General features: G+C 72.6%; 21 protein-coding genes and 1 pseudogene. 14 read left to right on the top strand and 8 right to left on the bottom strand.

Annotated elements, in window-relative coordinates; genetic code table 11:
* Positions 1-31 precede the first annotated feature (31 nt).
* Positions 32-541, bottom strand: a complete 510-nt coding sequence (locus MHW47_RS09295; protein ID WP_239222175.1) for a hypothetical protein — start codon at positions 539-541, stop codon at positions 32-34.
* A gap of 112 nt (positions 542-653) precedes the next feature.
* Between MHW47_RS09295 and MHW47_RS09290 the strand changes: the two genes are divergently transcribed.
* Both MHW47_RS09290 and MHW47_RS09285 read left to right on the top strand, forming a co-directional pair.
* Positions 654-2972 carry an ATP-dependent RecD-like DNA helicase gene (locus tag MHW47_RS09290; protein WP_239222174.1) on the top strand — a complete coding sequence of 773 codons (2319 nt, stop codon included), beginning with the start codon at positions 654-656 and terminating at the stop codon, positions 2970-2972.
* 129 nt (positions 2973-3101) lie between these two features.
* Positions 3102-4400, top strand: a complete 1299-nt coding sequence (locus MHW47_RS09285) for a citrate synthase (protein ID WP_239222173.1) — start codon at positions 3102-3104, stop codon at positions 4398-4400.
* Positions 4401-4938: 538 nt separating this feature from the next.
* Here the strand turns inward: MHW47_RS09285 and MHW47_RS09280 are convergent.
* Positions 4939-7428 carry a cation-translocating P-type ATPase gene (locus tag MHW47_RS09280; RefSeq protein ID WP_239222172.1) on the bottom strand — a complete coding sequence of 830 codons (2490 nt, stop codon included), beginning with the start codon at positions 7426-7428 and terminating at the stop codon, positions 4939-4941.
* A 123-nt stretch (positions 7429-7551) separates the two neighbouring features.
* Positions 7552-7863 (bottom strand): heavy-metal-associated domain-containing protein, encoded by a 312-nt coding sequence (locus MHW47_RS09275; RefSeq protein ID WP_239222171.1) that lies wholly within the window; start codon positions 7861-7863, stop codon positions 7552-7554.
* Between the two features lie 322 nt (positions 7864-8185).
* On the opposite strand from MHW47_RS09275, the gene iolC reads away from it, so the two are divergent.
* The 4 genes from iolC to MHW47_RS09255 are packed head-to-tail and all read left to right on the top strand — an operon-like array spanning position 8186 to position 13504.
* Positions 8186-9187: a 5-dehydro-2-deoxygluconokinase gene (gene iolC / locus MHW47_RS09270; RefSeq protein ID WP_239222170.1), complete on the top strand. Its 1002-nt coding sequence runs from the start codon at positions 8186-8188 to the stop codon at positions 9185-9187.
* A gap of 2 nt (positions 9188-9189) precedes the next feature.
* Positions 9190-10065 carry a 5-deoxy-glucuronate isomerase gene (iolB, locus tag MHW47_RS09265; protein ID WP_239222169.1) on the top strand — a complete coding sequence of 292 codons (876 nt, stop codon included), beginning with the start codon at positions 9190-9192 and terminating at the stop codon, positions 10063-10065.
* Positions 10062-11993 (top strand): 3D-(3,5/4)-trihydroxycyclohexane-1,2-dione acylhydrolase (decyclizing), encoded by a 1932-nt coding sequence (iolD, locus tag MHW47_RS09260; RefSeq protein WP_239222168.1) that lies wholly within the window; start codon positions 10062-10064, stop codon positions 11991-11993. Before iolB ends, iolD begins: the two co-directional genes overlap by 4 nt.
* An 11-nt stretch (positions 11994-12004) precedes the next feature.
* Entirely contained in the window at positions 12005-13504 is a 1500-nt protein-coding gene (locus MHW47_RS09255) for a CoA-acylating methylmalonate-semialdehyde dehydrogenase (RefSeq protein ID WP_239222167.1), read from the top strand.
* Between the two features lie 74 nt (positions 13505-13578).
* On the opposite strand, the gene MHW47_RS09250 is transcribed toward MHW47_RS09255, so the two are convergent.
* Together MHW47_RS09250 and MHW47_RS09245 are read right to left on the bottom strand one after the other, a co-directional pair.
* Positions 13579-14049: an N-acetyltransferase gene (locus tag MHW47_RS09250; protein ID WP_239222166.1), complete on the bottom strand. Its 471-nt coding sequence runs from the start codon at positions 14047-14049 to the stop codon at positions 13579-13581.
* Positions 14050-14147: 98 nt separating this feature from the next.
* Positions 14148-14849 carry a VC0807 family protein gene (locus tag MHW47_RS09245; RefSeq protein WP_239222165.1) on the bottom strand — a complete coding sequence of 234 codons (702 nt, stop codon included), beginning with the start codon at positions 14847-14849 and terminating at the stop codon, positions 14148-14150.
* A gap of 247 nt (positions 14850-15096) precedes the next feature.
* Between MHW47_RS09245 and MHW47_RS09240 the strand changes: the two genes are divergently transcribed.
* Positions 15097-15915: a hypothetical protein gene (locus tag MHW47_RS09240; RefSeq protein ID WP_239222164.1), complete on the top strand. Its 819-nt coding sequence runs from the start codon at positions 15097-15099 to the stop codon at positions 15913-15915.
* Between the two features lie 53 nt (positions 15916-15968).
* Positions 15969-16595: a DUF4291 domain-containing protein gene (locus MHW47_RS09235; protein ID WP_239222163.1), complete on the top strand. Its 627-nt coding sequence runs from the start codon at positions 15969-15971 to the stop codon at positions 16593-16595.
* On the opposite strand, the gene MHW47_RS09230 is transcribed toward MHW47_RS09235, so the two are convergent.
* Entirely contained in the window at positions 16592-17128 is a 537-nt protein-coding gene (locus tag MHW47_RS09230; RefSeq protein WP_239222162.1) for an AAA family ATPase, read from the bottom strand. The genes MHW47_RS09235 and MHW47_RS09230 overlap by 4 nt on opposite strands.
* 171 nt (positions 17129-17299) lie before the next feature.
* Between MHW47_RS09230 and MHW47_RS09225 the strand changes: the two genes are divergently transcribed.
* From MHW47_RS09225 to MHW47_RS09205, 5 genes are all read left to right on the top strand, one after another.
* Positions 17300-19960, top strand: coding sequence for an alpha/beta fold hydrolase (locus MHW47_RS09225; protein WP_239222161.1), 2661 nt, complete (start codon positions 17300-17302; stop codon positions 19958-19960).
* Entirely contained in the window at positions 19957-20835 is an 879-nt protein-coding gene (locus MHW47_RS09220; RefSeq protein WP_239222160.1) for an ABC transporter permease, read from the top strand. The genes MHW47_RS09225 and MHW47_RS09220 overlap by 4 nt, the downstream gene beginning before the upstream one ends.
* A 131-nt stretch (positions 20836-20966) precedes the next feature.
* Positions 20967-22583 carry a von Willebrand factor type A domain-containing protein gene (locus MHW47_RS09215; RefSeq protein WP_239222159.1) on the top strand — a complete coding sequence of 539 codons (1617 nt, stop codon included), beginning with the start codon at positions 20967-20969 and terminating at the stop codon, positions 22581-22583.
* 80 nt (positions 22584-22663) lie between these two features.
* On the top strand, positions 22664-23113 hold the full coding sequence (locus tag MHW47_RS09210) for a DUF1772 domain-containing protein (protein WP_239222158.1): 450 nt from the start codon (positions 22664-22666) through the stop codon (positions 23111-23113).
* A 148-nt stretch (positions 23114-23261) separates the two neighbouring features.
* Entirely contained in the window at positions 23262-23480 is a 219-nt protein-coding gene (locus MHW47_RS09205) for a hypothetical protein (protein WP_239222157.1), read from the top strand.
* Between the two features lie 71 nt (positions 23481-23551).
* Here the strand turns inward: MHW47_RS09205 and MHW47_RS09200 are convergent, their stop codons facing one another.
* Entirely contained in the window at positions 23552-23908 is a 357-nt protein-coding gene (locus MHW47_RS09200) for an ArsR/SmtB family transcription factor (RefSeq protein ID WP_374230073.1), read from the bottom strand.
* A gap of 270 nt (positions 23909-24178) precedes the next feature.
* Between MHW47_RS09200 and MHW47_RS09195 the strand changes: the two genes are divergently transcribed.
* Positions 24179-24634, top strand: coding sequence for a tellurite resistance TerB family protein (locus tag MHW47_RS09195; RefSeq protein WP_239222156.1), 456 nt, complete (start codon positions 24179-24181; stop codon positions 24632-24634).
* A gap of 31 nt (positions 24635-24665) precedes the next feature.
* Here the strand turns inward: MHW47_RS09195 and MHW47_RS09190 are convergent.
* Positions 24666-24812, bottom strand: a pseudogene (locus MHW47_RS09190) (M56 family peptidase); the annotation flags it as partial.

Here is a 24812-nt window from a genome sequence, read left to right as displayed (position 1 = left end):
CCGTGGGCGGGGCTTCTCGTCAGTGCACGTCCTAGATGCCGGCGACGCTGCCGCAGGTGATCGTGCCGTCCACGGTGATCGCCTCACCGCTCGGATCGGTCGGCTTCAGCTCCACCCCGGACACGGTGACCACCCAGGTGTCGCCGCTCTCGCGGCCGGTGATGCCGGGCGCGGCGGGGTGCAGATAGCTCGTGCCGTCCTTCGTGGTGAGCGTGACCATCGCCTCGTCGCCGCTCACGGCGGCGGTGAACGAGGGCTTCGCCGGGGTGTCGCCGCTCATGTCGGCCGGTGCGGTGATGGCGGTGAGCTTCCCGCCGAGCGTGGCACAGCTGACGTCGCCGATGCTCAACTTCCCGCTCGCCCCGCCCCGGTAGGTCAGCTCCGCCCCGCCCTTGCCACTGCTGCCGGCGTCCGCGGACTTCGTCTCCTTGGCCCCCGCGCCGTCGGACTTCTCCCCGCCGTCGTCCGACGAACAGCCGCCCAGGGCGAACACGGCGGCGAGCGCCACGAGGGACAGGGACAACGCACGGGACCTGGACACGCGCGACACCTTTCACCAGCCTGACGAAACGCTCACCGTACAACCGCACCGTTACCGGACGACACCGCTCCGCTCGGGCGGGGCTGTCCGAGCCACCCGGTAGCGTCGCGTCATGTCCTCCACGTCGCACACACCCCAGTTGGCCGTATTGGAAGGTGTCCTGGAGCGGATCACGTACGCCAACGAGGAGAACGGCTACACCGTCGCACGCGTCGACACCGGCCGGGGCGGCGGCGATCTGCTCACCGTGGTGGGGGCGCTGCTCGGGGCGCAGCCGGGGGAGTCGCTGCGGATGGAGGGGCGCTGGGGCTCCCACGCGCAGTACGGCAAGCAGTTCGTCGTGGAGAACTACACGACCATCCTGCCCGCCACCATCCAGGGCATCCGCCGCTACCTGGGCTCCGGCCTGATCAAGGGCATCGGACCGGTGATGGCCGACCGGATCACCACCCACTTCGGCGTGGACACGCTGGACGTCATCGAGCGGGAGCCGAAGCGGCTGATCGAGGTGCCCGGCCTCGGCCCCAAGCGGACGAAGATGATCGCCGCCGCCTGGGAGGAACAGAAGGCGATCAAGGAGGTCATGGTCTTCCTCCAGGGCGTCGGCGTCTCGACGTCCATCGCCGTGCGGATCTACAAGAAGTACGAGGACGCCTCGATCTCCGTCGTGAAGAACCAGCCCTACCGGCTGGCCGCCGACGTCTGGGGCATCGGCTTCCTGACCGCCGACCGGATCGCCCAGGCCGTCGGCATCCCGCACGACAGCCCGGAACGGGTCAAGGCGGGCCTCCAGTACGCGCTGTCGCAGTCCACCGACCAGGGCCACTGCTTCCTGCCCGAGGAGCGGCTGATCGCGGACGCGGTGAAGCTGCTCCAGGTGGACACCGGCCTCGTCATCGACTGCCTGGCCGAGCTGGCGGAGGAACCGGAGGGCGTCGTACGCGAGAAGGTGCCCTCGCCCGAGGGCGGCGAGCCGGTCACGGCGGTGTACCTGGTGCCGTTCCACCGGGCGGAGATCTCGCTCGCCGCCCAGGTGCGCCGGCTGCTGCGGACCTCGCAGGAGCGGATGCCGGACTTCGCGGACGTGGACTGGGACAAGGCGCTGAGGTGGCTCGCGGGCCGGACCGGCGCCACGCTGGCGCCCGAGCAGGAGGCCGCCGTCCGGCTCGCGCTCACCCGGAAGGTCGCCGTGCTGACCGGCGGCCCCGGCTGCGGCAAGTCGTTCACGGTCCGGTCCATCGTGGAGCTGGCCCGGGCCAAGAAGGCCAAGGTGGTGCTGGCCGCGCCCACCGGCCGGGCGGCCAAGCGGCTCTCGGAGCTGACCGGCGCCGAGGCGTCCACCGTCCACCGGCTCCTGGAACTGAAACCCGGCGGCGACGCGGCGTACGACCGGGACCGGCCGCTGGACGCCGATCTGGTGGTCGTGGACGAGGCGTCGATGCTGGATCTGCTGCTCGCCAACAAGCTGGTCAAGGCGGTGGCACCCGGTGCCCATCTGCTGCTCGTCGGCGATGTGGACCAGTTGCCCTCGGTCGGGGCGGGCGAGGTGCTGCGCGACCTGCTGGCGGACGGCGGCCCGGTGCCGGCGGTCCGGTTGACCACCATTTTCCGCCAGGCCCAGCAGTCGGGCGTCGTCACCAACGCGCACCGCATCAACTCCGGCGTACCGCCCCTCACTCAAGGGCTCGGTGACTTCTTTCTGTTCGTGGAGGAGGAGACGGAGGATGCCGGGGTGCTCGCGGTGGACGTCGCCGCCCGCCGTATTCCGGCCAAGTTCGGGCTGAACGCGCGGCGGGACGTCCAGGTCCTCGCGCCGATGCACCGGGGCCCGGCCGGGGCCGGCCATCTCAACGGGCTGCTCCAGCAGGCGATCACCCCCGGCCGCCCCGGGGTGCCGGAGAAGCGGTTCGGCGGCCGGGTGTTCCGGGTGGGCGACAAGGTCACCCAGATCCGCAACAACTACGACAAGGGCGCCAACGGCGTCTTCAACGGCACGGTCGGCGTCGTCACCGGCCTCGACCTGGACGAACAGCGGCTGACCGTCCTTACCGACGAGGACGAGGAGATCGACTACGACTTCGACGAGCTGGACGAGCTGTCCCACGCGTACGCCATGACGATCCACCGTTCGCAGGGCAGTGAGTACCCCGCCGTCGTCATTCCGGTGACGAAGAGCGCCTGGATGATGCTCCAGCGCAACCTCCTGTACACCGCCGTCACCCGCGCCAAGAAGCTCGTCGTCCTGGTCGGTTCCCGGCAGGCGATCGGTCAGGCGGTCCGCACGGTTTCCGCAGGCAGACGCTGTACGGCGCTGGATCACCGGCTCCGCGGAGACCTGGATGGAGGATCGTCGGTAAAAATGATCGATCAAAACGGTGGGAAACATCACGGAGGTCTTCCGGAACCGGAGTCAAGGGGGCAGGATGGCTAAGTTCGCGGCACTCAGTGCCGCGAGTAGGTCCAATGGACGACCCCGAGTGCACTCTCCTGAGCCAAATGGGGGAGGGTGGAGACAGTCAGGGAACCTCGAAGAAGAGGCACTACGTCGGTGAGGGATGACGTGAGCGAGCACACCAACAACGCTGTGGTACTGCGGTACGGCGATGGCGAGTACACCTACCCGGTGATCGACAGCACCGTCGGCGACAAGGGCTTCGACATCGGGAAGCTCCGGGCGAACACCGGCCTGGTGACGCTGGACAGCGGATACGGCAACACCGCTGCCTATAAATCGGCCATCACCTACCTCGACGGCGAGCAGGGCATCCTGCGCTACCGCGGCTACCCCATCGAGCAGCTCGCCGAGCGCTCGACGTTCCTCGAGGTCGCCTACACGCTGATCAACGGCGAGCTTCCCAAGGTCGACGAGCTGTCGGCCTTCAAGAACGAGATCACCCAGCACACCCTGCTGCACGAGGACGTCAAGCGCTTCTTCGACGGCTTCCCGCGCGACGCGCACCCGATGGCCATGCTGTCCTCGGTCGTCAGCGCGCTGTCCACGTTCTACCAGGACAGCCACAACCCGTTCGACGAGGAGCAGCGCCACCTCTCGACGATCCGGCTGCTCGCCAAGCTCCCGACCATCGCCGCGTACGCGTACAAGAAGTCGATCGGTCACCCGTTCGTCTACCCGCGCAACGACCTCGGCTACGTCGAGAACTTCCTGCGCATGACCTTCTCGGTGCCGGCCCAGGAGTACGAGCTGGACCCGGTCGTCGTCTCGGCGCTCGACAAGCTCCTCATCCTGCACGCGGACCACGAGCAGAACTGCTCCACCTCCACCGTGCGCCTGGTCGGCTCCTCGCAGGCGAACATGTTCGCCTCGATCTCCGCCGGCATCTCCGCCCTCTGGGGCCCCCTGCACGGCGGCGCCAACCAGTCCGTCCTGGAGATGCTGGAAGGCATCCAGGCCAACGGCGGCGACGTCGACTCCTTCATCCGCAAGGTGAAGAACAAGGAGGACGGCGTCCGCCTGATGGGCTTCGGCCACCGGGTGTACAAGTCCTTCGACCCGCGCGCCAAGATCATCAAGGCCGCCGCCCACGACGTGCTGTCCGCGCTCGGCAAGTCCGACGAGCTGCTGGACATCGCGCTCAAGCTGGAGGAGCACGCGCTCTCCGACGAGTACTTCGTCTCGCGCAACCTCTACCCGAACGTGGACTTCTACACGGGCCTCATCTACCGCGCGATGGGCTTCCCGACCGAGATGTTCACCGTGCTCTTCGCGATCGGCCGCCTCCCCGGCTGGATCGCCCAGTGGCACGAGATGATCAAGGAGCCGGGTTCCCGCATCGGCCGCCCGCGCCAGATCTACACCGGCGAGGTCCTGCGCGACTTCGTCCCGGTCGAGGGCCGCTGAACGAACCCTCCCGCTTCACCCCGGCCCTGACTGACGCCGGACCCCCGCGCCCCCGCCTGCCGCGCCTCGCCCCGAGCGACGCGGAGCCGGGGGCGCGGTGCGTGGCCGTCCGGTACGGCGGGGTGTGCGCGATGGTGTGCGGTGGTACGGGGCCGGGTCCGGCGTGCGCCGGGAGCGCTCCCGCGCAAGCGAGAAGCGCCCCGCCATCGATCCCCCCACGGGCCGACAGCGAGGCGCTTCCCATGTCCCGGAGCGGATTCCCCCCACGGGATCCGGCCGGGCGTTCGGTGGGAGCCGTGGCTCCTGGGTCGTGCCTTCGGTCCTGCGTACTGCGTCTGCGGTCTGCCGGGGTACGTACCGACGGGAGGGCCGCTCAAAGCTCCCCGGTGTACGTGCCCCGGCCCACGCTAGCCCGGAGCGTCCCCCAAGACACTCCGCCGGACGTCCCCCAAGACATCCTTGGCATCGCACTCTAAGACTTACGAACCCATCGAATGGTTACCCTGAAACCGATGTGATCTGGATCTCATTGTGGACGTTACGTGAAGGACCGCAGGCGCAGGCTGTTCGTCACGACGAAGACCGAGGAGAAGGCCATCGCCGCTCCGGCAATCATAGGGTTGAGCAGCCCAAATGCCGCAAGGGGTAGAGCGGCGACGTTGTAGCCGAATGCCCAGCAGAGGTTGCCCTTGATGGTGGTGAGGGTGCGTCGCGCGAGGCGGATGGCGTCGGCGGTCACCTTGAGATCTCCACGAACCAGGGTCAGGTCGCTCGCCTCGATCGCGGCGTCCGTGCCGGTGCCCATCGCCAGGCCGAGGTCGGCGGTGGCCAGCGCGGCCGCGTCGTTGACCCCGTCACCGACCATGGCGACGACCCGCCCCCGCTCCCGCAGATCCCGGATGACCTGGGCCTTCTCCTCCGGCAGCACCTCCGCGCGCACCTCGTCGATCCCGACCTCCGCCGCGACCGCCTCGGCCACAGCGCGGTTGTCGCCCGTCAGCAGGATCGGTTTCAGGCCGAGATCCCGGAGCGCGGCGACGGCTTGCGCGCTGGTGTCCTTCACCGCGTCGGCGACCTCCAGGACGGCGCGCGCCTCGCCGTCCCAGGCGACCGCGACGGCCGTCCGGCCGCGAGCGGCGGCGTCCGTGACAGCGGTGGCCAGGGGGTCGGGCAGGGGCATGCCGGCCTCCGCGAGCATCCCGGGGCGCCCGACGAGGACCTGATGCCCCTCCACGGTGCCCTGGACGCCGAGTCCGGGGACGTTGGTGAAGTCCTCGGGGGTGGGGAGGGTGGTGCCGGTGCGTTCGGCGGCGCCGGTGGCGACGGCCTGGGCGATGGGGTGTTCGGAGGCGTGTTCGAGGGCGCCGGCCAGGCGCAGGGTGTCGGTCTCGGTGGTGCCGGGGGTGGTGTGGACGGTCTGGAGGGTCATGCGGCCGGTGGTGACGGTGCCGGTCTTGTCGAGGACGATGGTGTCGACGCGGCGGGTGGATTCGAGGACTTCGGGGCCCTTGATGAGGATGCCGAGTTGGGCGCCGCGTCCGGTGCCGACCATGAGGGCGGTCGGGGTGGCCAGGCCCAGGGCGCAGGGGCAGGCGATGATCAGCACGGCCACCGCCGCCGTGAACGCCGCCGTCACGTCGTCCGTGGCCAGCAGCCAGGCGACCAGGGTGGCGAGGGCGATCAGCAGGACGACGGGGACGAACACCGCCGAGATCCGGTCGGCCAGCCGCTGCACCTCGGCCTTGCCGTTCTGGGCGTCCTCGACGAGCCGGGCCATCCGGGCGAGCTGGGTGTCCGAGCCGACCCGGGTCGCCTCCACGACGAGCCGGCCGGAGACGTTCACGGTCGCCCCGGCGACCTGGTCCCCGGCGCCCACGTCCACGGGGACGGACTCGCCGGTGAGCATGGACGCGTCCACGGCGGACGAGCCCTCCACGACCGTGCCGTCCGTGGCGATCTTCTCGCCGGGGCGGACGACGAAGCGGTCGCCCACGACGAGCCGGCCGACGGGCACCCGGACCTCGGCGCCGCCGCGCAGGACCGCCACGTCCTTGGCGCCCAGGTGCATCAGCGCGCGCAGCGCGGACCCGGCCCTCCGCTTGGACTTCGCTTCGAGATAGCGGCCCAGCAGGATGAAGGTGACAACGCCGGCCGCGACCTCCAGGTAGATCGTCGAGGAGCCGTCCGTCCGGCCGGCCGTGAGATCGAAGCCGTGCCGCATGCCGGGCATCCCGGCGTCCCCGAGGAACAGCGCCCACAGGGACCAGCCGAAGGCGGCGAGGGTGCCCACGGAGACGAGCGTGTCCATGGTCGCCGCGCCGTGCCGCAGATTGGTCCAGGCGGCCCGGTGGAAGGGCAGCCCGCCCCAGACGACGACGGGCGCGGCCAGGGTGAGCGAGAGCCACTGCCAATAGTCGAACTGCAGTGCCGGAATCATCGCCAGGGCGACGACGGGGGCGGCGAGCACGGCGGAGACGATGAGGCGCTGCCGCAGGGAGGCGAGCACGGGGTCGTCGTCGGCGCCACGGTCGGGGTCGGTGGCGCGGTCGTCGTCGGTGGTGGGGTCGTCGGCGCTGCGGTCGGGTTCGGGGGAGCGGCTGCGGTCCGGCCGGGGTGGGGCCTCCGCCTCCGCTTCGGGTTCCGCTTCCGCCTTCGCCTCCGCCTCCGGTCGCCGCGACGGCCGGTCGGCCTCCGGGTCCGGGGCGGGCGCACGTGTCGGGTCCGGGGCCGGGGGTGTGGCGGCTCGGTCCTCGCCCGGCCGGCTGACCGGTTTCGCCGTGTAGCCGGTCTTCTCGACCGTGGCGATGAGGTCGGCCACGGAGACGCCGGCCCCGTCGTAGCTGACGCGGGCCTTCTCCGTGGCGTAGTTCACCGTGGCGGTGACGCCGTCCATCCGGTTGAGCTTCTTCTCGACGCGGGCCGCGCACGAGGCGCAGGTCATGCCGCCGATCATGAACTCGGCCCGCGAGGGCTCCGCGGTCGGGGTGCCGGACCCCGTCGCGCTGGGGGTGTCCGATGCGCTGTGCATGTCCGAGCTCCTGGAACGCCGTGCGGGCCGTACCCCACCAGTATCTGCTGGTCGGGCCGGCCCGGCGGCGAAGGGTGGTGCGGGTGGTGCGTGTGAAGCGGGGCGCGGGGCTCCCGCAGGGGGTCAGGCGCGGCCGGTCAGCTCGTAACCCGCCTCGTCGACGGCGGCGCGTACGGCCTCGTCGTCCAAGGGGGTCGCGGAGACCACCGTCACCAGCCCGGTGGACGCCACGGCCTTCACCGAGGTGACACCCTCGATGGCGGAGACCTCCTGGGAGACGGCGCCCTCGCAGTGACCGCAGGTCATGCCGGTGACCTGGTAGACGGTGGTGACCCCGCCCGCCTGCGCGGCGTCCGTGGCCGCGTCGCCGTGGCAGGACCCGCTCGGCGAGCAGCAGGAGCCGGTGGCCTGGGGGAGCTGGGTCTCGGCGGTCATGGTGTTCTCCTCTTCGACTTCGACGGACACGCAGGGATGGAGGGGCGCACGCGGTGCGCTTCCATGACCCCACTGTATACCCCTAGGGGGTATTACGCGAGTCGGCGTGCGGGCAGGTGGGGATCATCGGGGCGATCCGGGTGACGCCGGCGCCCGCGGCTGCCGAATGAGGTGCCACGCACACGCCCGCATGTCCGTGCGCGGGGTTGGCGATGATCGCAGGGGAGAGTGAGACAGGGAAGAGACACACCGGGGCCCCGCCGCCACCGACGCGGCGGCCGGGCCCCGGCAGCCGAACGGCGCCCAGCGGAAGGGACACTGCATGCCCGAGCAGCCGTACGACGTGATCACCATGGGACGGATCGGGGTGGACCTCTACCCCCTGCGCACCGGCGTGCCGCTGGCACGGGTCGAGACCTTCGGGAAGTTCCTCGGCGGCTCCCCGTCCAACGTCGCCGTCGCCGCCGCCCGCCTCGGCCGGCGCACCGCCGTCGTGACCCGCACCGGACAGGACCCCTTCGGGACGTATCTGCGCGAACAACTGCGGGAGTTCGGCGTCGACGACCGCTGGGTGACGCCCGTCGCCGCCTACCCGACCCCTGTCACCTTCTGCGAAATCTTCCCGCCCGACGACTTCCCCCTCTACTTCTACCGGCAGCCCAAGGCCCCCGACCTGGAGATCCACCCCGCCGAACTCGACCTGGCGGCGATCCGGTCCGCCGCCGTTTTCTGGATGACCGGCACCGGCCTCTGCGCCGAGCCCAGCCGCACCGCGACGCTCACCGCGCTGCGCGCCCGCGACCGCGCGCCCGTGACCGTCTTCGACCTCGACTGGCGCCCCGCGTTCTGGCCGCCCGGCGAGGACAACGGCGCCCCCGCGCCCCGGCCCACCGTCCGCTACCGCGAGGCCCTGGCGTACGCGACCGTCGCCGTGGGCAACCTCGACGAGTGCGAGGTGGCGACCGGCGAGCGCGAACCGTACGCGGCGGCCCGCGCCCTCATCGACGCCGGTGTCGAACTGGCCGTCGTCAAGCAGGGGCCGGCCGGGGTCCTCGCCGTCCACCGCGACGGCACCGTCGCCGATGTGCCACCGCTCCCCGTCGACGTGGTCAACGGCCTCGGCGCGGGCGACGCGTTCGGCGGGGCCCTCTGCCACGGGCTGCTCAGCGGCTGGGACACCGCCCGCACCATCCGCTACGCCAACGCGGCGGGCGCCATCGTCGCCGCCCGGCTCGCCTGCTCCTCCGCCATGCCGTTCCCGCACGAGGTCGAGGCCGTCCTCGCCGAGGGCGCGGTCACCGTCCGCCATCGGAAGGGGAACTGAGCATGCGCCGGAAGCCGACGTACCACCTGCCCGCCGGAAGCACCGGGCACGGCCCGTACACCGTGGACATCGGGCCGGAGCAGGCCGGCTGGGAGCGGTCGGGCCTCAAAGTGCTGGAGCTGGAACCGGGAGGAGTTCACACACTCGTCACCGGCGAGAGCGAGTGGATCATTCTGCCGTTGACCGGCGGCTGTACGGTGCACACCTCAGATGAGATCTTTGAACTGCTGGGCCGTAAGAGCGTGTTCAGCGGCGTGACCGACTTCGCCTATGTACCGCGCGACGCCCTCGCACAGATCGCCTCCGGCGCCGGCGGCCGCTTCGCCCTGGCAGGAGCGAAATGCGAGCGACGACTCCCCGCTCGCTACGGCCCCGCGCCGGAGGTACGCGTGGAGCTGCGCGGCTCCGGTACCTGCTCCCGGCAGGTGCACAACTTCGCCGCCGCCGACGCCTTCGACTGCGACCGGCTGATCGCGGTCGAAGTCCTCACCCCCGGCGGCAACTGGTCCTCCTACCCGCCGCACAAGCACGACGAGCACGACCCCGGCCGGGAATCCGTCCTGGAGGAGATCTACTACTTCGAGGTGGAAGGCGGCGGCCCTGGCTACCACCGGGTGTCCCCGTCCCGCCCCGGCGGCACGGACGTGCTGGCCGAAGTCGGCAGCGGCGACACCGTCCTCATCCCGGACGGCTGGCACGGCCCGTCCATCGCGCCACCCGGCCGCACGATGTACTACCTCAACGTCATGGCGGGCCCCGGCGAGCAGCGGGAGTGGCTGATCCGCGACCACCCCGACCACAGCTGGGTGCGCGACACCTGGCCGTCCCAGCCGGTCGACCCCCGCCTCCCGCTCCCCGGACCGGAGGACCCCGCATGACCACGCAGCCCACACCGCCGGCCGCCGGAACATCCGCACCGCCCCCGGCCGCCGGGCAGCCCGTCCGCCGCCTCACCACCGCCCAGGCGCTCGTCGCCTTCCTCGCCCGCCAGTACACCGAGCGCGACGGCGTGCGCCACCGGCTGATCACCGCCACCTGGGGCATCTTCGGCCACGGCAACGTCGCGGGCATCGGCCAGGCCCTCCTGGAGACCGGCCCCGCCATGCCCTACCTCCAGGGCCGCAACGAACAGGCCATGGTGCACGCCGCCGTCGGGCACGCCCGCCAGTCCGGCCGGCTCTCCGCGCAGGCCGTCACCACCTCCATCGGCCCCGGTGCCACCAACCTCGTCACCGGCGCCGCCCTCGCCACCGTCAACCACCTCCCCGTGCTGCTGCTGCCCGGCGACACCTTCGCCGCCCGCCCCGCCGACCCCGTCCTCCAGCAGCTGGAAGTGCCGTACGCGGGCGACGTCTCCGTCAACGACTGCCTGCGCCCGGTCTCCCGCTTCTTCGACCGGATCACCCGGCCCGAGGCCCTGATCCCGGCCGTGCTGCACGCCATGCGGGTCCTCGCCGACCCGGCCGCAACCGGCGCCGTCACCCTCGCGCTGCCCCAGGACGTACAGGCCGAGGCGTACGACTGGCCGGCCGCGTTCTTCGCCGAGCGCGTCTGGCACGTCCGCCGCCCCGCCCCCGACCCGGACGAACTCGACCGGGCGGTCCGGGCGGTGCGCGCCGCCCGCCGGCCGCTCGTCGTCGCGGGCGGCGGGGTCCACCACAGCGCCGCCGAGGACGCCCTCGCCGCGTTCGCCGAAGCCACCCGCATCCCCGTCGCCGCCACCCAGGCCGGCAAGGGCTCCCTGCGCCACGACCACCCCGCCGACGTCGGAGGCATCGGCCACACCGGCACCGCCACCGCCGACGACCTGGCCCGCACCGCCGACCTGGTCATCGGCGTCGGCACCCGGTACACCGACTTCACCACCGCCTCCGCGACCCTCTTCGCGCACCCGGACGTCCGCTTCCTCAACCTCAACATCACCGGCTTCGACGCCCACAAGCTCGCCGCCCTCCCGCTCGTCGCCGACGCCCGCACCGCCCTCGAAGCCCTCAACGCCGCCCTCGCCGGCCACCGCGCCGACCCGGCGTACGAGGCGGAGTACACGGCGGCCAAGGCCCGCTGGGAGCAGCGCGTCGACGCCGCGTACGCCACCCCCGACCCGGCCGCCCGCCCCACCCAGACCCAGGTCCTCGGCCTCCTGGACGAACTGGTCACCGACGAGGACGTCCTCATCAACGCGGCCGGCTCGCTCCCCGGCGACCTGCACAAGCTGTGGCGCACCCGCTCCCCGCGCCAGTACCACGTCGAGTACGGCTACTCCTGCATGGGCTACGAGATCCCGGCCGCGATCGGCGTCCAGCTCGCCGCCCCCGGCCGCCCCGTCTGGGCGCTCGTCGGCGACGGCACCTATCTGATGAACCCCACCGAGATCGTCACCGCCGTCCAGGAGAACCTCCCCGTCAAGCTCGTCGTCCTGCAGAACCACGGCTACGCGTCGATCGGCGGGCTCTCCGAGGCGACCGGCGCCGAACGCTTCGGCACGGACTACCGCCACCGCGAGGACGGCGGCTTCACCGGCCCCCCGCTGCCCGTGGACCTCGCCGCCAACGCCGCCTCGCTCGGCATGCGGGTGCTGCGCGCCTCGACCGTCGCCGAACTGCGCGCGGCCCTCGCCCTGGCCCGCGCCGCCGACCGGCCCGTCTGCGTCCACGTCGAGACCGCGACACCCGCCGCCGGGCAGGGCGCTCCGCCGGCCCAGGCGTGGTGGGATGTCCCCGTGGCCGCGACGGCCACCCGCCCCCAGGCGGTCGCGGCACGGGAAGAGTACGAACGCCACCGCACAGGCCGGCGCCGTCACCTCTGAAGGAGCCACAGATGAAGACCGTGAACCACTGGATCGGTGGCAGGACCGTCGAGGGCACGTCGGGCCGCCACGGCGAGGTCACCGACCCCGCCACCGGAGCCGTCACCACCCGCGTCGCCCTCGCCTCCGCCGGGGAAGCCGGGGCCGCGGTGGCCGCCGCGAAGGACGCCTACCCGGCCTGGCGCGAGTCGTCGCTGTCCGCGCGCACCGCGATCCTCTTCCGCTACCGTGCGCTGCTCGACGCCCACCGGGACGAGATCGCCGCGCTCATCACCGCCGAGCACGGCAAGGTGCACGCCGACGCGCTCGGCGAGGTCGCGCGCGGACTGGAGATCGTGGAGCTGGCCTGCGGGATCACCACCCAGCTCAAGGGCGAGCTGTCCACCCAGGTCTCCAGCCGGGTCGACGTCTCCACGATCCGGCAGCCGCTCGGCGTCGTCGCCGGGATCACCCCGTTCAACTTCCCGGCCATGGTGCCGATGTGGATGTTCCCGCTCGCCGTCGCCTGCGGCAACACCTTCGTCCTCAAGCCCAGCGAGAAGGACCCGTCGCCCGCCAACCTGCTGGCCGAACTCGCCGCCGAGGCCGGTCTGCCCGACGGCGTCCTGAACGTCCTGCACGGGGACCGGGTCGCCGTGGACGCGCTCCTGGCCCACCCGGACGTCGCCGCGGTCTCCTTCGTCGGCTCGACACCCGTAGCCCGCCACGTCCACGCCACCGCGTCGGCCCACGGCAAGCGCGTGCAGGCGCTGGGCGGCGCGAAGAACCACATGCTGGTGCTGCCCGACGCCGACCTGGACGCCGCCGCCGACGCCGCGGTCTCCGCCGCGTACGGCTCCGCCGGCGAGCGCTGCATGGCGATCTCCGCCGTCGTCGCGGTGGGCGCCGCCGGCGACGGACTGGTCGCCCGGATCAAGGAACGGGCCGCCCGCGTCACCATCGGCCCCGGCACCGACCCGGCCTCCGAGATGGGCCCGCTGATCACCGCCGCCCACCGCGACAGGGTCGCCTCCTACGTCACCGGCGCCGCCGCCCAGGGCGCCGAAGTCGTCCTCGACGGAACCGGGTTCACCGTCGAGGGCTTCGAGGACGGCCACTGGATCGGCCCCTCCCTCCTCGACCGCGTCCCCACCGGCTCCGACGCCTACCGCGACGAGATCTTCGGCCCCGTCCTGTGCGTCCTGCGCGTCGACACGTACGAGGAGGGCGTGGCCCTCATGAACGCCTCGCCGTACGGCAACGGCACCGCGATCTTCACCCGCGACGGCGGAGCGGCCCGCCGCTTCCAGCTGGAGATCGAGGCCGGCATGGTCGGGGTCAACGTCCCCATCCCGGTGCCCGTCGGCTACCACTCCTTCGGCGGCTGGAAGGACTCCCTCTTCGGCGACCACCACATCTACGGCGGCGACGGCGTGCGCTTCTACACCCGCGCCAAGGTCACCACCACCCGCTGGCCCGACCCGGCCGACGCCCCGTCAGCCGTGGACCTGGGCTTCCCCCGCAACCACTGACCCGGCACCGACACAGACACGGACACAGACACAGACACGGGCACGCCCACGGCCTGCCGGGCCGCGGGCCGTGCTCAGGACAGCTCCAGCACCCCGACCGTCTCGCCCCCGCTCGTCTCCCCGGTGGGCCGGAAGCCGAGCCCGAGGTAGAAGCCCTCCGGCCCGTCGTCGCCGGGGTGCCAGGTGACGTACATCCGGCTGCCGCCGCGCCGGCGGATCTCGGCGGCCACCGCCTCCACCGCGAAGCGGCCGTACCCGCGCCCCTGTTCACCGGCCGCGATGTTGAGGCGCCACAGCCCCGAGCGGATGTCGCGGCCCGTTCCGTCGCCCGCGAAGTCGATGTCCAGGAAGGCCATGAGGAAGCCGACGGGACGGTCGCCGTCGAGGACGAGCCGGGGCCAGGCGGCCTCCCGGTGCACATACGCCTCGGCCAGGGACTTCACGACCGGGTCCACCAGATGCTCCTGATCGGGGCGGACCCGCAGAGCGATCGCGGCATCGAGGTTGCCGGCCGTGATCTCGGCCAGCCTCAGCGCGGTTGTCATACCGGAAACGGTAGACGCCGGGGGCAAGACGTTTTCCGGGCGGACATGACCGCAGGGCCGCTCCCCCGGAGCGGCCCTGCGGAATCCGGTGGCGGGTCTCAGCGCTCCGCCGCGCCCGCCTCGGCCGCGATCATGCGCTCCATCGGCACCACGCCGAACCTCCCCGACACCAGGAACGCCACCACCATCGAGCCGATCATCAGCACCGTCCCCGCCCACACCATCGTCTCCACCGGCACGGTGTACGCGCCCACGGCCCGCACCGCGCACTCGGCGAGCAGCGCCCCGCCCCACACCGCCGAGAACCGCGTCTCCGCCCGCCGGAACTCCGGCGAACCCGCGGAAAGCCGCTCCCACGCGGCCGACTTGGCGGCCTCGCCCCGCGTCAGCCACGGCCGCAGCCCCGCCGACAGCATCGGCCGCCCCCGCACCGCCGTCACCAGGAACGTCAGCCCCACGATGCTGCTCACCCCGCTGTCCTTGAGCAGCATCAACCGCGGATCACCGGCCACCAGACCCAGCAGCAGCGACACCGCGTTCACCGACACCATCAGCGCCGCGAGCCCGTTGAGCCGCCGCTCGCGCACCGCACCCCACACCGTGCGCACCGCCGGCACCACACTGCTCCAGGCCAGCGCGGCGAACGTGCTCAGCCCCGCCGCCTTCAGCGCGTAGTAGCAGGCCAGCGGCAGCGCGACGTCCACCAGCAGCGGCTTCAGACTGTCCAGGAGCGCCTTGCGGGGAGCGATCGGAGCGGCCCCGGCGACGGGTGCGTCCAGAGTGGCGGCCGTGCTGCTCATGTCGATTCCTCCCGTTCCGGCGGTGCCCCCGCGGCCCCGCTCCCGACACGTACAGACTGTCGCTCCGGGCCCTCCCCCCGGCAGAGCCGCGTGTCCCGACCTCCGCATGACAGATGTCACGGCATGGGCATGCGGTCGTACGGCTCCGAGCGCGTGACCGGATCGTTGCCGCGCGGCGTACAACCCTCAACGGCCCTTTCCGGTCCCACAGTCGGTCCGGTTTCCGAGAGAAGGGCGATCACCACCTATGGCGAAGAAGAGACGGAACGCGAGTGTGGCCGTGGGAGCGGCCGCCGTGCTGACCGCGATCGCGGCGGCCCCGGCCGGGGCCGCGAACGGCGGAGTCACGTACTCCGGCCTCTCGGTCAACGGCGGCAAGCCGATCGTGATCGGCATCCAGGAGACGGTGTCGGTACCGGTGACCTACCGGATGACGACCTCGCGCACCTGGGACTGGCCGCCGTTGTTCTTCCTCTACCGGGGGAAGCTCGCGAACAGGGACTACGACATGCTGTACAGCAGCTTCGGCTCCTCCGACCGCACCTGCCCGGTCGAGGGGACGGGGCGCTGCGAGGTCGAGGACGGCGTCCTGGACATCGACCCGAGGTACGCCATCGAGGGCAACGGCGACGCCGGCACCTGGAAGAGCGCCGCCCAACTCTCCCTGCCCGGCGGGGACAGCGTCTTCACCGACCTGAACCGCTCCGTCCAGGTCCAGCGCGCCACCCGCGTCACCGTCAATGCCGCGCCCGAACCCGTCGTGAAGGGCAAGACGATCACCGTGACGGGCAAGGTCTCCCGCGCGAACTGGGAGAAGCACACCTACCAGGGGTACGGAGGCCGCACGGTCAGCCTCCAGTTCAAGGCCGACGGCGCCTCCTCGTACACGACGGTCAAGAAGGTGACGTCCGGCTCGACCGGGGCGCTCAGGACCACCGTGAAGGCGACCACCTCGGGCACCTGGCGGTGGAAGTACTACGGGAACTCCACCTCCGGCGCGAAGGCGTCCACCGGCGACCACGTCATCGTCTGGTCCGGCGTCCGCATCATGCACGCCGCCCGGTAGCACCGGCACATACTCGCTGGCCGTCCCCCGGCCCACGGTGCTGGAATGCCCGCATGACCGCATCCGTGTCCGTATCCGCGACCACCCGGCCCCCGCACGAGATCCGCGCGCTCCACACCGCCGACACCGTGACCGTCTACCAGGCGTACACCCCGTCGCTCGGCCTGCCGGCCGCCCGCGACGGGCGTTTCCCGGCGGCCTGGAAGCGTGACCGGATGACATGGATCAAGCCGAGTTTCCTGTGGATGATGTACCGCTGCGGCTGGGGGACGAAGGAGGGCCAGGAGACCGTCCTCGCCATCGAGATCACCCGCGAGGGCTTCGACTGGGCCCTCGCCCACGCCGAACTCTCCCACTACCAGCCGGGCGTGCACCCGGACCGTGCCACCTGGCAGCGCGACCTGCGCCGCGCCCCCGCCCGCGTCCAGTGGGATCCCGAACGCGACCTGCACCTCAACCGGCTCCCGCACCGCTCGCTGCAACTCGGGCTCGCGGGGGAGGCGTCCCGGCGGTCCGCGGACGAGTGGACGGTCGCCGTCCACGACGTCACCCCGCTCGCCCGGGAGATCCACGCCCGGGTCCGGGCGGGCGCGACACGGGAGGCGAGCGCGCTGCTCCCCGCCGAGTCCCCCTACCCGCTGCCCGACGGCACCCCCCTTCCCGTACGCACCACGGCTTAGGTCCCCGCCCACCCCGTCAGCGCCACGACCCGCGCCGCGATGTCCGCCACGGACCGCCCGTCCGTCGCCACCCGCACCGCGTCGGGCGGGGCCTGTGCGTCGAGCAGCCGGGCCTTGCGGGCGCTGTTCAGCAGCTCCCGCTCAAGGCCCGATCCGGTCTCGCGGCCGGCGAGCCGTTCGGCGGCCGTCGTGTCGGACGCGGTCAGCAGCACCCGTACGCACCGCACCCCCGCGCCCATCGCCCGCTCGAACATGGGCGCCGAACCCGCCAGCACACTCACCGTGTTGGTGTAGACGAGCCGGTGCAGGCCCAGCTCCGCGTAGTTGGCCCAGACGGCCGTCAGATTGCGTTCGGTGATCAGGGAGCGGTCCGGGTCGCCGTCGGGCGCGGGACGCACGGCGCCCATGAAGTCGCCGTCCACGACCGCGTGCGCCGCCCCGGCCGCGTTCAGCAGGGCCGACACCTCCCACGCCACGGTCGTCTTCCCCACCCCGGCGCGCCCGCCGATCAGCAGTGCCTCCGGTCGATGCATGACGGCAGCGTCCCAGAGCACGCCCCGCCGGGCGACCCGATTCCCGGGCGCGCGGGACCGGCGTGTACCGCGTGCGCAGTACGCGGGCCGCCGGGCGTACGCCTGGAGGAGGTGCGGGAGTTCCGCCCCTCGGCAGGCGGGGGCGGCCGGCGGTCCGCATAGGGTCGGTGCATGGACACCCCTGTTGCGCGTACGTCCCGGTGGCGGCGGCTGCTGCCGCGCACCCGAGGCCGCTGGACGGCGGCCGGTGCCGTGCTCCTGGTACTGGCCGGCGCGGGCACCTGGAACGCCGCGGCCCAGGACGGCGGGCCCGCCGTGCACCGCCAGGACCGGATGATGCGCGTGGACGGGGTGACCCTGGACACCTCCTACTTCACGGCCGGCGGCGGCGGGCGCCGGCCCGCCGTGCTCATCGGCCACGGGTTCGGCGGCAGCAAGGCGGAGACCCGGGCACAGGCGGAGCGCCTCGCCCGCGACGGATACGCCGTACTCACCTGGTCCGCGCGCGGCTTCGGCAGGTCGGGCGGCACGATCTCGCTGAACGCCCCGGACCGGGAGGTCAAGGACGTCTCGCGGCTGATCGACTGGCTCGCCGACCGCCCCGAGGTACGGCTCGACGCCGAGGGCGACCCGCGCGTCGGCATCACCGGAGCCTCCTACGGCGGCGCGGTCTCGCTGCTCGCCGCCGGCCACGACCCCCGCGTGGACGCCATCGCCCCGCAGCTCACCTACTGGAACCTCGCCGACGCGCTCTTCCCGGACGGGGTGTTCAAGAAACTCTGGGCCGGGATCTTCGTCAACTCCGGCGGCGGCTGCGGCCACTTCGAGAAGAAGCTGTGCGAGCTGTACGAACGGGTCGCCGTCAGCGGCAAACCGGACGCCGCCGCCCGCGCCCTGCTCACCGAACGCTCCCCGAGCGCCGTCGCCGACCGCATCAAGGCCCCCGCGCTGATCGTCCAGGGCCAGACCGACTCCCTCTTCCCGCTCGGCCAGGCCGACGCCATGGCGAAGGCCATCGCCGCCAACGGCGCCCCCGTCGCCGTGGACTGGATCGCCGGCGGCCACGACGGCGGCAACCGGGAGACCGACCGGGTGGAGAAGCGGATCGGCAGCTGGTTCGACCGCTACCTGAAGGGGAACGAGGGCGCCGACACCGGCCCCGCCTTCCGCGTCACCCGCACCGGCGGCATCGACTCCACGGACGGCGCCGCCCTCACCCGGGGCGCGACCGCCGACACCTACCCGGGGCTGCACAGCGGCGGCACCCCCGTCGAACTGCGCGGCGACCCGCAGAAGATCGGCAACCCGCCCGGCGGCAACCCGCCCGCCATCTCCGCGGTCCCCGGCGCCGGCGGCTCACTGGCCCGGCTCTCCACCTTCGGCCTCGGCCTCGGTCTCGACTTCCCCGGCCAGTACGCCCGCTTCGACTCCGCCCCGCTGACCACCGCACGCCGCATCACCGGCGCCCCCACCGTCCGGGTCACCGTCGAGGCCGACCACGGCGACGCGGTCCTGTTCGGCAAGGTGTACGACGTCTCCCCGGACGGCAAGCGCCAGGTGCTGCCCGCCCAGCTCGTCGCCCCGTACCGGATCACGCCCGAACGGCAGGGCCGGCCCCTGGAGCTGACGCTGCCCGCGATCGACCACGAACTCGACGCGGGCCACCGCCTCCGGCTCGTCCTCGCCACGACCGACCTCGGCTACGCGTCCCCGGCCGCCCCGGCCACGTACACCGTCTCCCTCGAAGGGCCCCTCACGCTTCCCACCGCGCCCGGCCTCGAAACCGGCGCGGCCCCGCTGCCCTGGTGGACCTGGGGGCTGCCCGCCGCCGCCCTGGTCGCCGCCACGGCCCTGCTGCTCACCGCCCGGCGCCGTACCGCGACGCCCGCACCCGACCCGGCACTCGCCGACGTACCGCTCCAGATCACCGGCCTGTCCAAGAAGTACGCCAGGTCCGCCGAGAGATACGCCGTGCGCGACCTGTCCTTCCGGGTCGAGAAGGGGCAGGTGCTCGGCCTCCTCGGGCCCAACGGCGCCGGCAAGACCACGACGCTGCGCATGCTCATGGGGCTCATCACCCCCGACGACGGCGAGATCCGGGTCTTCGGGCGGGCCATCCGCCCCGGCGCGCCCGTGCTCTCCCGCGTCGGCTGCTTCGTCGAGGGCGCCGGCTTCCTCCCGCACCTGTCCGGCCGCGCCAACCTGGAGCTGTACTGGCAGGCCACCGGCCGCCCCGCCGAGGACGCCCACATCGAGGAGGCCCTGGAGATCGCCGGTCTCGGCGACGCCCTGGCCCGCGCCGTGCGCACCTACTCGCAGGGCATGCGGCAGCGCCTCGCCATCGCCCAGGCCATGCTCGGCATGCCGGACCTGCTCATCCTCGACGAACCGACCAACGGACTCGACCCGCCGCAGATCCGCGAGATGCGGGACGTGATGATCCGGTACGCGGCCGGCGGCCGCACCGTGATCGTCTCCAGCCACCTCCTGTCCGAGGTCGAGCAGTCCTGCACGCATCTGGTCGTCATGGACCGGGGCCGGCTCGTCCAGGCGGGCCCGGTCGCGGAGATCACCGGCTCCGGCGACATGCTCCTGGTCACCGCCGCCGAGCAGCTCGCCGAACCCCTTGTGGAGAAGATCGCCGCCCTGCCCGGCGTCGGCTCCGCCGTGCGCACCGACGACGGCCACGGCCTGCTGGTCCGCCTCGACGGGACGACGGCGCCCGCGCTGATCGCCGAACTGGTCCGCCTCGACGTGCCGCTGACCGGCGTCGGGCCGCACCGCCGCCTGGAGGACGCCTTCCTCACCCTGATCTCCGGAGGCTCCGCATGAGCACCGCAGCCGATCTCGCCGCGGCCCCCGAGGCCCCCGGCTACCGCGCCCGCCACACGCTCCCGCTGCGCGTCGAGGCGGTCCGGCAGCTGCGCCGCCGCCGCACGCTGCTCATGGGCGGAGTGCTGGCCGCGCTGCCGTTCGTCCTGATCATCGCCTTCGCGATCGGCGGCACCCCGGACGGCGGCCCGGGCGGCGACGACCGCATCACGCTGATGGACACCGCCACCGCGTCCGCCGCCAACTTCGCCGCGACCTGCCTGTTCGTCTCGGCGGGCTTCCTGCTCGTCGTCCCGGTCGCCCTGTTCTGCGGCGACACCGTGGCGTCCGAGGCGAGCTGGTCCTCGCTGCGCTACCTGCTGGCCGCGCCCGTGCCCCGCGGCCGGCTGCTGTGGAGCAAGCTCGTCGTCGCGCTGGCCTTCAGCCTCGCCGCGATGGTGCTGCTGCCGCTCGTCGCGCTCGCGGCCGGCGCGGCGGCCTACGGCTGGGGGCCGCTGGAACTGCCGACCGGGGGAGCGCTGGCGGCCGGGGACGCGGTGCCGCGCCTCGCGCTCGTCGTCGCGTTCATCTTCGTGTCCCAACTGGTCACCGCCGGCCTGGCGTTCTGGCTCTCGACACGGACCGACGCCCCGCTCGGCGCGGTCGGCGGCGCGGTCGGGCTCACCATCGTCGGCAATGTGCTCGACGCCGTCACCGCGCTGGGCGCCTGGCGCGAACTGCTCCCCGCGCACTGGCAGTTCGCCTGGGCGGACGCCCTGCAACCCGGCATCGAGTGGGGCGGCATGGCCAAGGGCGCCTCGGTATCGGTCACCTATGCCCTGATCCTGCTCGCCTTCGCCTTCCGGGGGTTCAGTCGTAAGGACATCGTGTCCTGACCTTGACATTCCGCCGGCTGTGCGCTCCCCGTTGCCGCATCGAGATCGTTCCGCAACGCTTTTGCCCGGTCCTGCGGCCCCGTTCACGCGTCACATTCACACGTATGACGTGACGACACAGGGGGTACGGAATGGAACGCCGCACACGGAATCACCGGTGGAGGCATCAGGGGGCGCTCGGGCTGCTGCTCGCGGCCGGCGTGCTGCTCACCGGCTGCTCGGGCGAGTCGGGCCGGGACGCGACCTCGTCGACCGACCGCCGCGCGGGGGCCGGGGCACACGCCCCCGCCCCCGCGCCCGCCGGCACCGGGGGAGCGACGGACGATTCGAGGGCCAGGCCGACCAACGGGCCCGACGGCGGCCCCACCGGCGGACCCGACCGGGCCAAGGGCGCCGAAGCGCCCGACTACCTGTCCACCTTCGCGCTGGACGTGGACACCGCCTCGTACGGCTACGCCCGCCGCACCCTCGCCGACGGGCGGCTGCCCGGCGCGCAGAGCGTGCGGCCGGAGGAGTTCGTCAACAGCTTCCGCCAGGGCTACCGCCGCCCCACCGGCAACGGCTTCTCGGTCTCCGTGGACGGGGCAACGGCGGGCGGCGACTGGTCGCTGGTCCGGGTCGGCCTCGCCACCAGGGCGGCGCCCAGCAGCACCGCACGGCCCCCGGCCGCCCTCACCTTCGTGGTGGACGTCTCCGGTTCGATGAACTCGCCGGACCGCCTCGGGCTCGTGAAGACCTCGCTCGGCATCCTCACCGACGAACTGCGCGACGACGACTCGATCAGCCTGGTCACCTTCAGCGACGAGGCGGAGACCGTCCTGCCCATGACCCGGCTGAAGGGCCACCGGGGCCAGGTCCGCGACGCGGTCGACTCCCTGGAACCCGCTTCCTCCACCAACGTGGGCGCGGGCGTGGAGCGCGGCTACGACGAGGCCGTGGAGGGCCGCCGCAAGGGCGCCACCAACCGGGTGGTGCTGCTCTCCGACGCGCTGGCCAACACCGGTGACACCGAGGCGGAGGACATCCTCGAACGGATCGACTCCGCCCGCCGCGAGCACGGCATCACGCTCTTCGGCGTGGGCGTCGGCAGCGAGTACGGCGACGCGTTCATGGAGGAGCTGACCAACAAGGGCGACGGCCACACCACGTACATCTCCGACGAGGAGCAGGCCCGCAAGGTCTTCGTCGACCAGCTCCCGGCCCACCTCGAACTGACCGCCCGCGACGCCAAGGCACAGGTCGCGTTCGACCGGGAGACCGTCGAGAAGTTCAAGCTGATCGGCTACGAGGACCGGAAGGTCGCCGACGAGGACTTCCGCGACGACACCGTGGACGGCGGCGAGGTGGGCCCCGGCCACACGGTGACCGCCCTGTACGCGGTGCGCCTGCGCGACGGTGCCTCCGGCCGTGTCGCCACCGCCACGGTCCGCTGGCTCGACCCCAAGACCCGTACACCGCACGAGAACACCGGCTCGGTGGAGACCGGCGCGATCACGGGCAAGCTGTGGGGCGGCCGCAGCGACCGGCTCCAGGTCACGGCCGTGGCCGCCTACTTCGCGGATAACCTGCGCGGCACCAGCCTGCCCGGCGCCCCGGGCCTCGGTGAACTCGCTTCACGGGCACGGAAGCTGGCCACGCGCACGGAGGACTCCTCGGTCTCCAAGCTCGCCGAGGCGATCGACCGCGCCGACCGGCTCAAGGACACCGTGGACGCCGTGGAGGACAGCGGAGAGGGCGAGATGGACTGACGCCGCCCCCGGGGGAGCGGTTCGCACACATCTGCGAAATCCAGCGGTGCGGCCGCTCCCCGCACGCCATGATGAGCCCCATGGCCTCCCTGTTCCTGACCCTCGCCGTGCTCACGACCGGGCTCTACGCCGGCTTCCTGCTGACCTTCCTCATCGCGGTGATGCCCGGCCTGGCCGCGCTGCCCGACGCCGGCTTCGCGGCCGCGATGCGCCGCTTCAACGAGAAGGTCCCCGGCCCGGCCTTCCTGCTCCTCTTCCTCGGCGTGATCGCCTTCCCGGCCGTGCCCGTCGTCACGGAGACCGGCGAGGACACCTGGCCCCTGCTGCTCGCGGCCCTGCTCTGCGCCGTGGCCTCCCACCTGATCACGATCGCGGGCAACATCCCGCTCAACAACGCCCTCGCCCAGTCCGAGGGCGGGGACGACACGGCGGCCCGCGCGGCGTTCGAGGCCCGCTGGAACACCTTCCACCGCATCCGCACGGCCCTGTCCCTGGCGGCGTTCGCGCTGCTGGCGGTGGCCGCCGTCTGACCAGGAACTGCCGCCGTGCGGGGCGGCAGTTTCGGCCGTTCTTGGCGGAGACCCGTTCCAGCCGCGTGAGCAGCGGTCACGGCCCGTACGCTCTACAAACGTGTAGAAGGTGCGGTGGTCGCACCCGCTCGTTCCCGGAGGGTTGGACATGGCTTCGATCGATCTCGGCAAGGTGCTGGACTCGGCGTGGGCGGACAAGGAGTTGCCGGAGATCCTGGCCGCGCCGGTGGCCGCTCTGAAGGGCGTGTCCGACCGGGACGGTGAGCTGCTGGACGAGGCGTTCGGCGTCAAGACCGTCGCGGACCTGGCGTCGCTGAAGTACGTGCGCTGGGCGCAGGCGCTGGCCGCGCTGGACGCCGCCAAGTAGGGGAGTGGCCGGGCCCGTTCGGGCGAGGGGTGGCCGCCGGATGCGTACCGGCCGCGCCTCGCCCGTCCGCGCTACCTTCCGGGCGCCCCTCGTCCGGCGGGGGCGCCGCCCCGGCGCGCGGCCAGTTGCTCGGCCGCGCGCCGGACGTCGGTGAGCGCCTGCGACTCCTCGGTGAAGTACACCTGCCGCCGCCCCTCCCGGCGGGAGTCGACGAAGCCGGCGCGGCGGAGGGTGAACAGGTGCTGGCTGACCGTCGAGGCGGCCCCGCCCACCCGCTCCACCAGGCGCGTCACATCGCTCGGCCCCTGGGCCAGGACGTGCAGGATGCGCAGCCGGGCCGGGGAGGCGAGTGCGGCGAAGACCCCGGCCACGGCGTCCGCGCCTTCGCCGGACGGGTCACCGGGGCCGCCGGATGCTGTCGTGTCCACCTGCTCGTACCCCGTCCCCTGAGTGGGCCGGCCCGCGATTCCCGGCCGCCGCGCTCCGCATGTTTCTACACGAGTGTAGACGGTTGACGGCGGGTCGGCCGGGCGGAGGGGGCGCGCAGGGAGGGGGAGTTGGGGTCCGGGCGGCCGTGCGGGTGGGGCTCGGTGGCCTCTCGGGCTGGTAACTTCTACAGCAATGTAGAACTTGGGTCCGCCGGAGCCGCTGCCCTGCCCCGGCCCGGGCGGGCCCACTGAGCGTGTGGGGAGTGCGGGATGGCCCTGTGGGACCGCATCAAGGAGTCCGCGTCGACGATGCAGACGCAGCTGCTGGCGAAGAAGAACGACCTCAAGTCCGGTGCGTTCCGGGACGCCTCCATGGCGATGTGCGCCCTCGTGGCCGCCGCCGACGGTTCGATCGACCCCTCCGAGCGGCAGCGCGTGGCCCAGCTCATCGCCACCAACGAGGTGTTGCAGAACTTCGACGCGCACGACCTCCAGCGCCGGTTCGACGAGAACCTCAACAAGCTGACCGCGGACTTCGGCTTCGGCAAGGTCGGCGTGCTCCAGGAGATCGCCAAGGCGAAGAAGAAGCCGGCCGAGGCGCGTGCGGTGATCCAGATCGGCATCGTCATCGGCGGCGCCGACGGGTACTTCGACGAGACGGAGCGGGCCGTCGTGCGCGAGGCGTGCTTCAGCCTCGACCTCCCGCCGCACGAGTTCGACCTGTAACCGGCCCCGCGGCCGCGCCGCCGCCCCGTCCTTACATCGGGGTGGCGGCGTGCAGGACGAGGAACAGCGTCACGGTCGCGTTCGCGGAGGACAGCGCCGACACGGTCGTCCCCGCGGTCGCCGTCCAGGCGGCCAGCCCGACCGCCGTGAACGCCGGCGGCCAGGTCCGGGGCGACGG

This window comes from Streptomyces sp. OfavH-34-F, from assembly GCF_022347745.1.
Lineage (GTDB): Bacteria > Actinomycetota > Actinomycetes > Streptomycetales > Streptomycetaceae > Streptomyces.
Note: the sequence above shows the minus strand (reverse complement) of the source record. Positions and strands in the feature narration are given on the sequence as shown.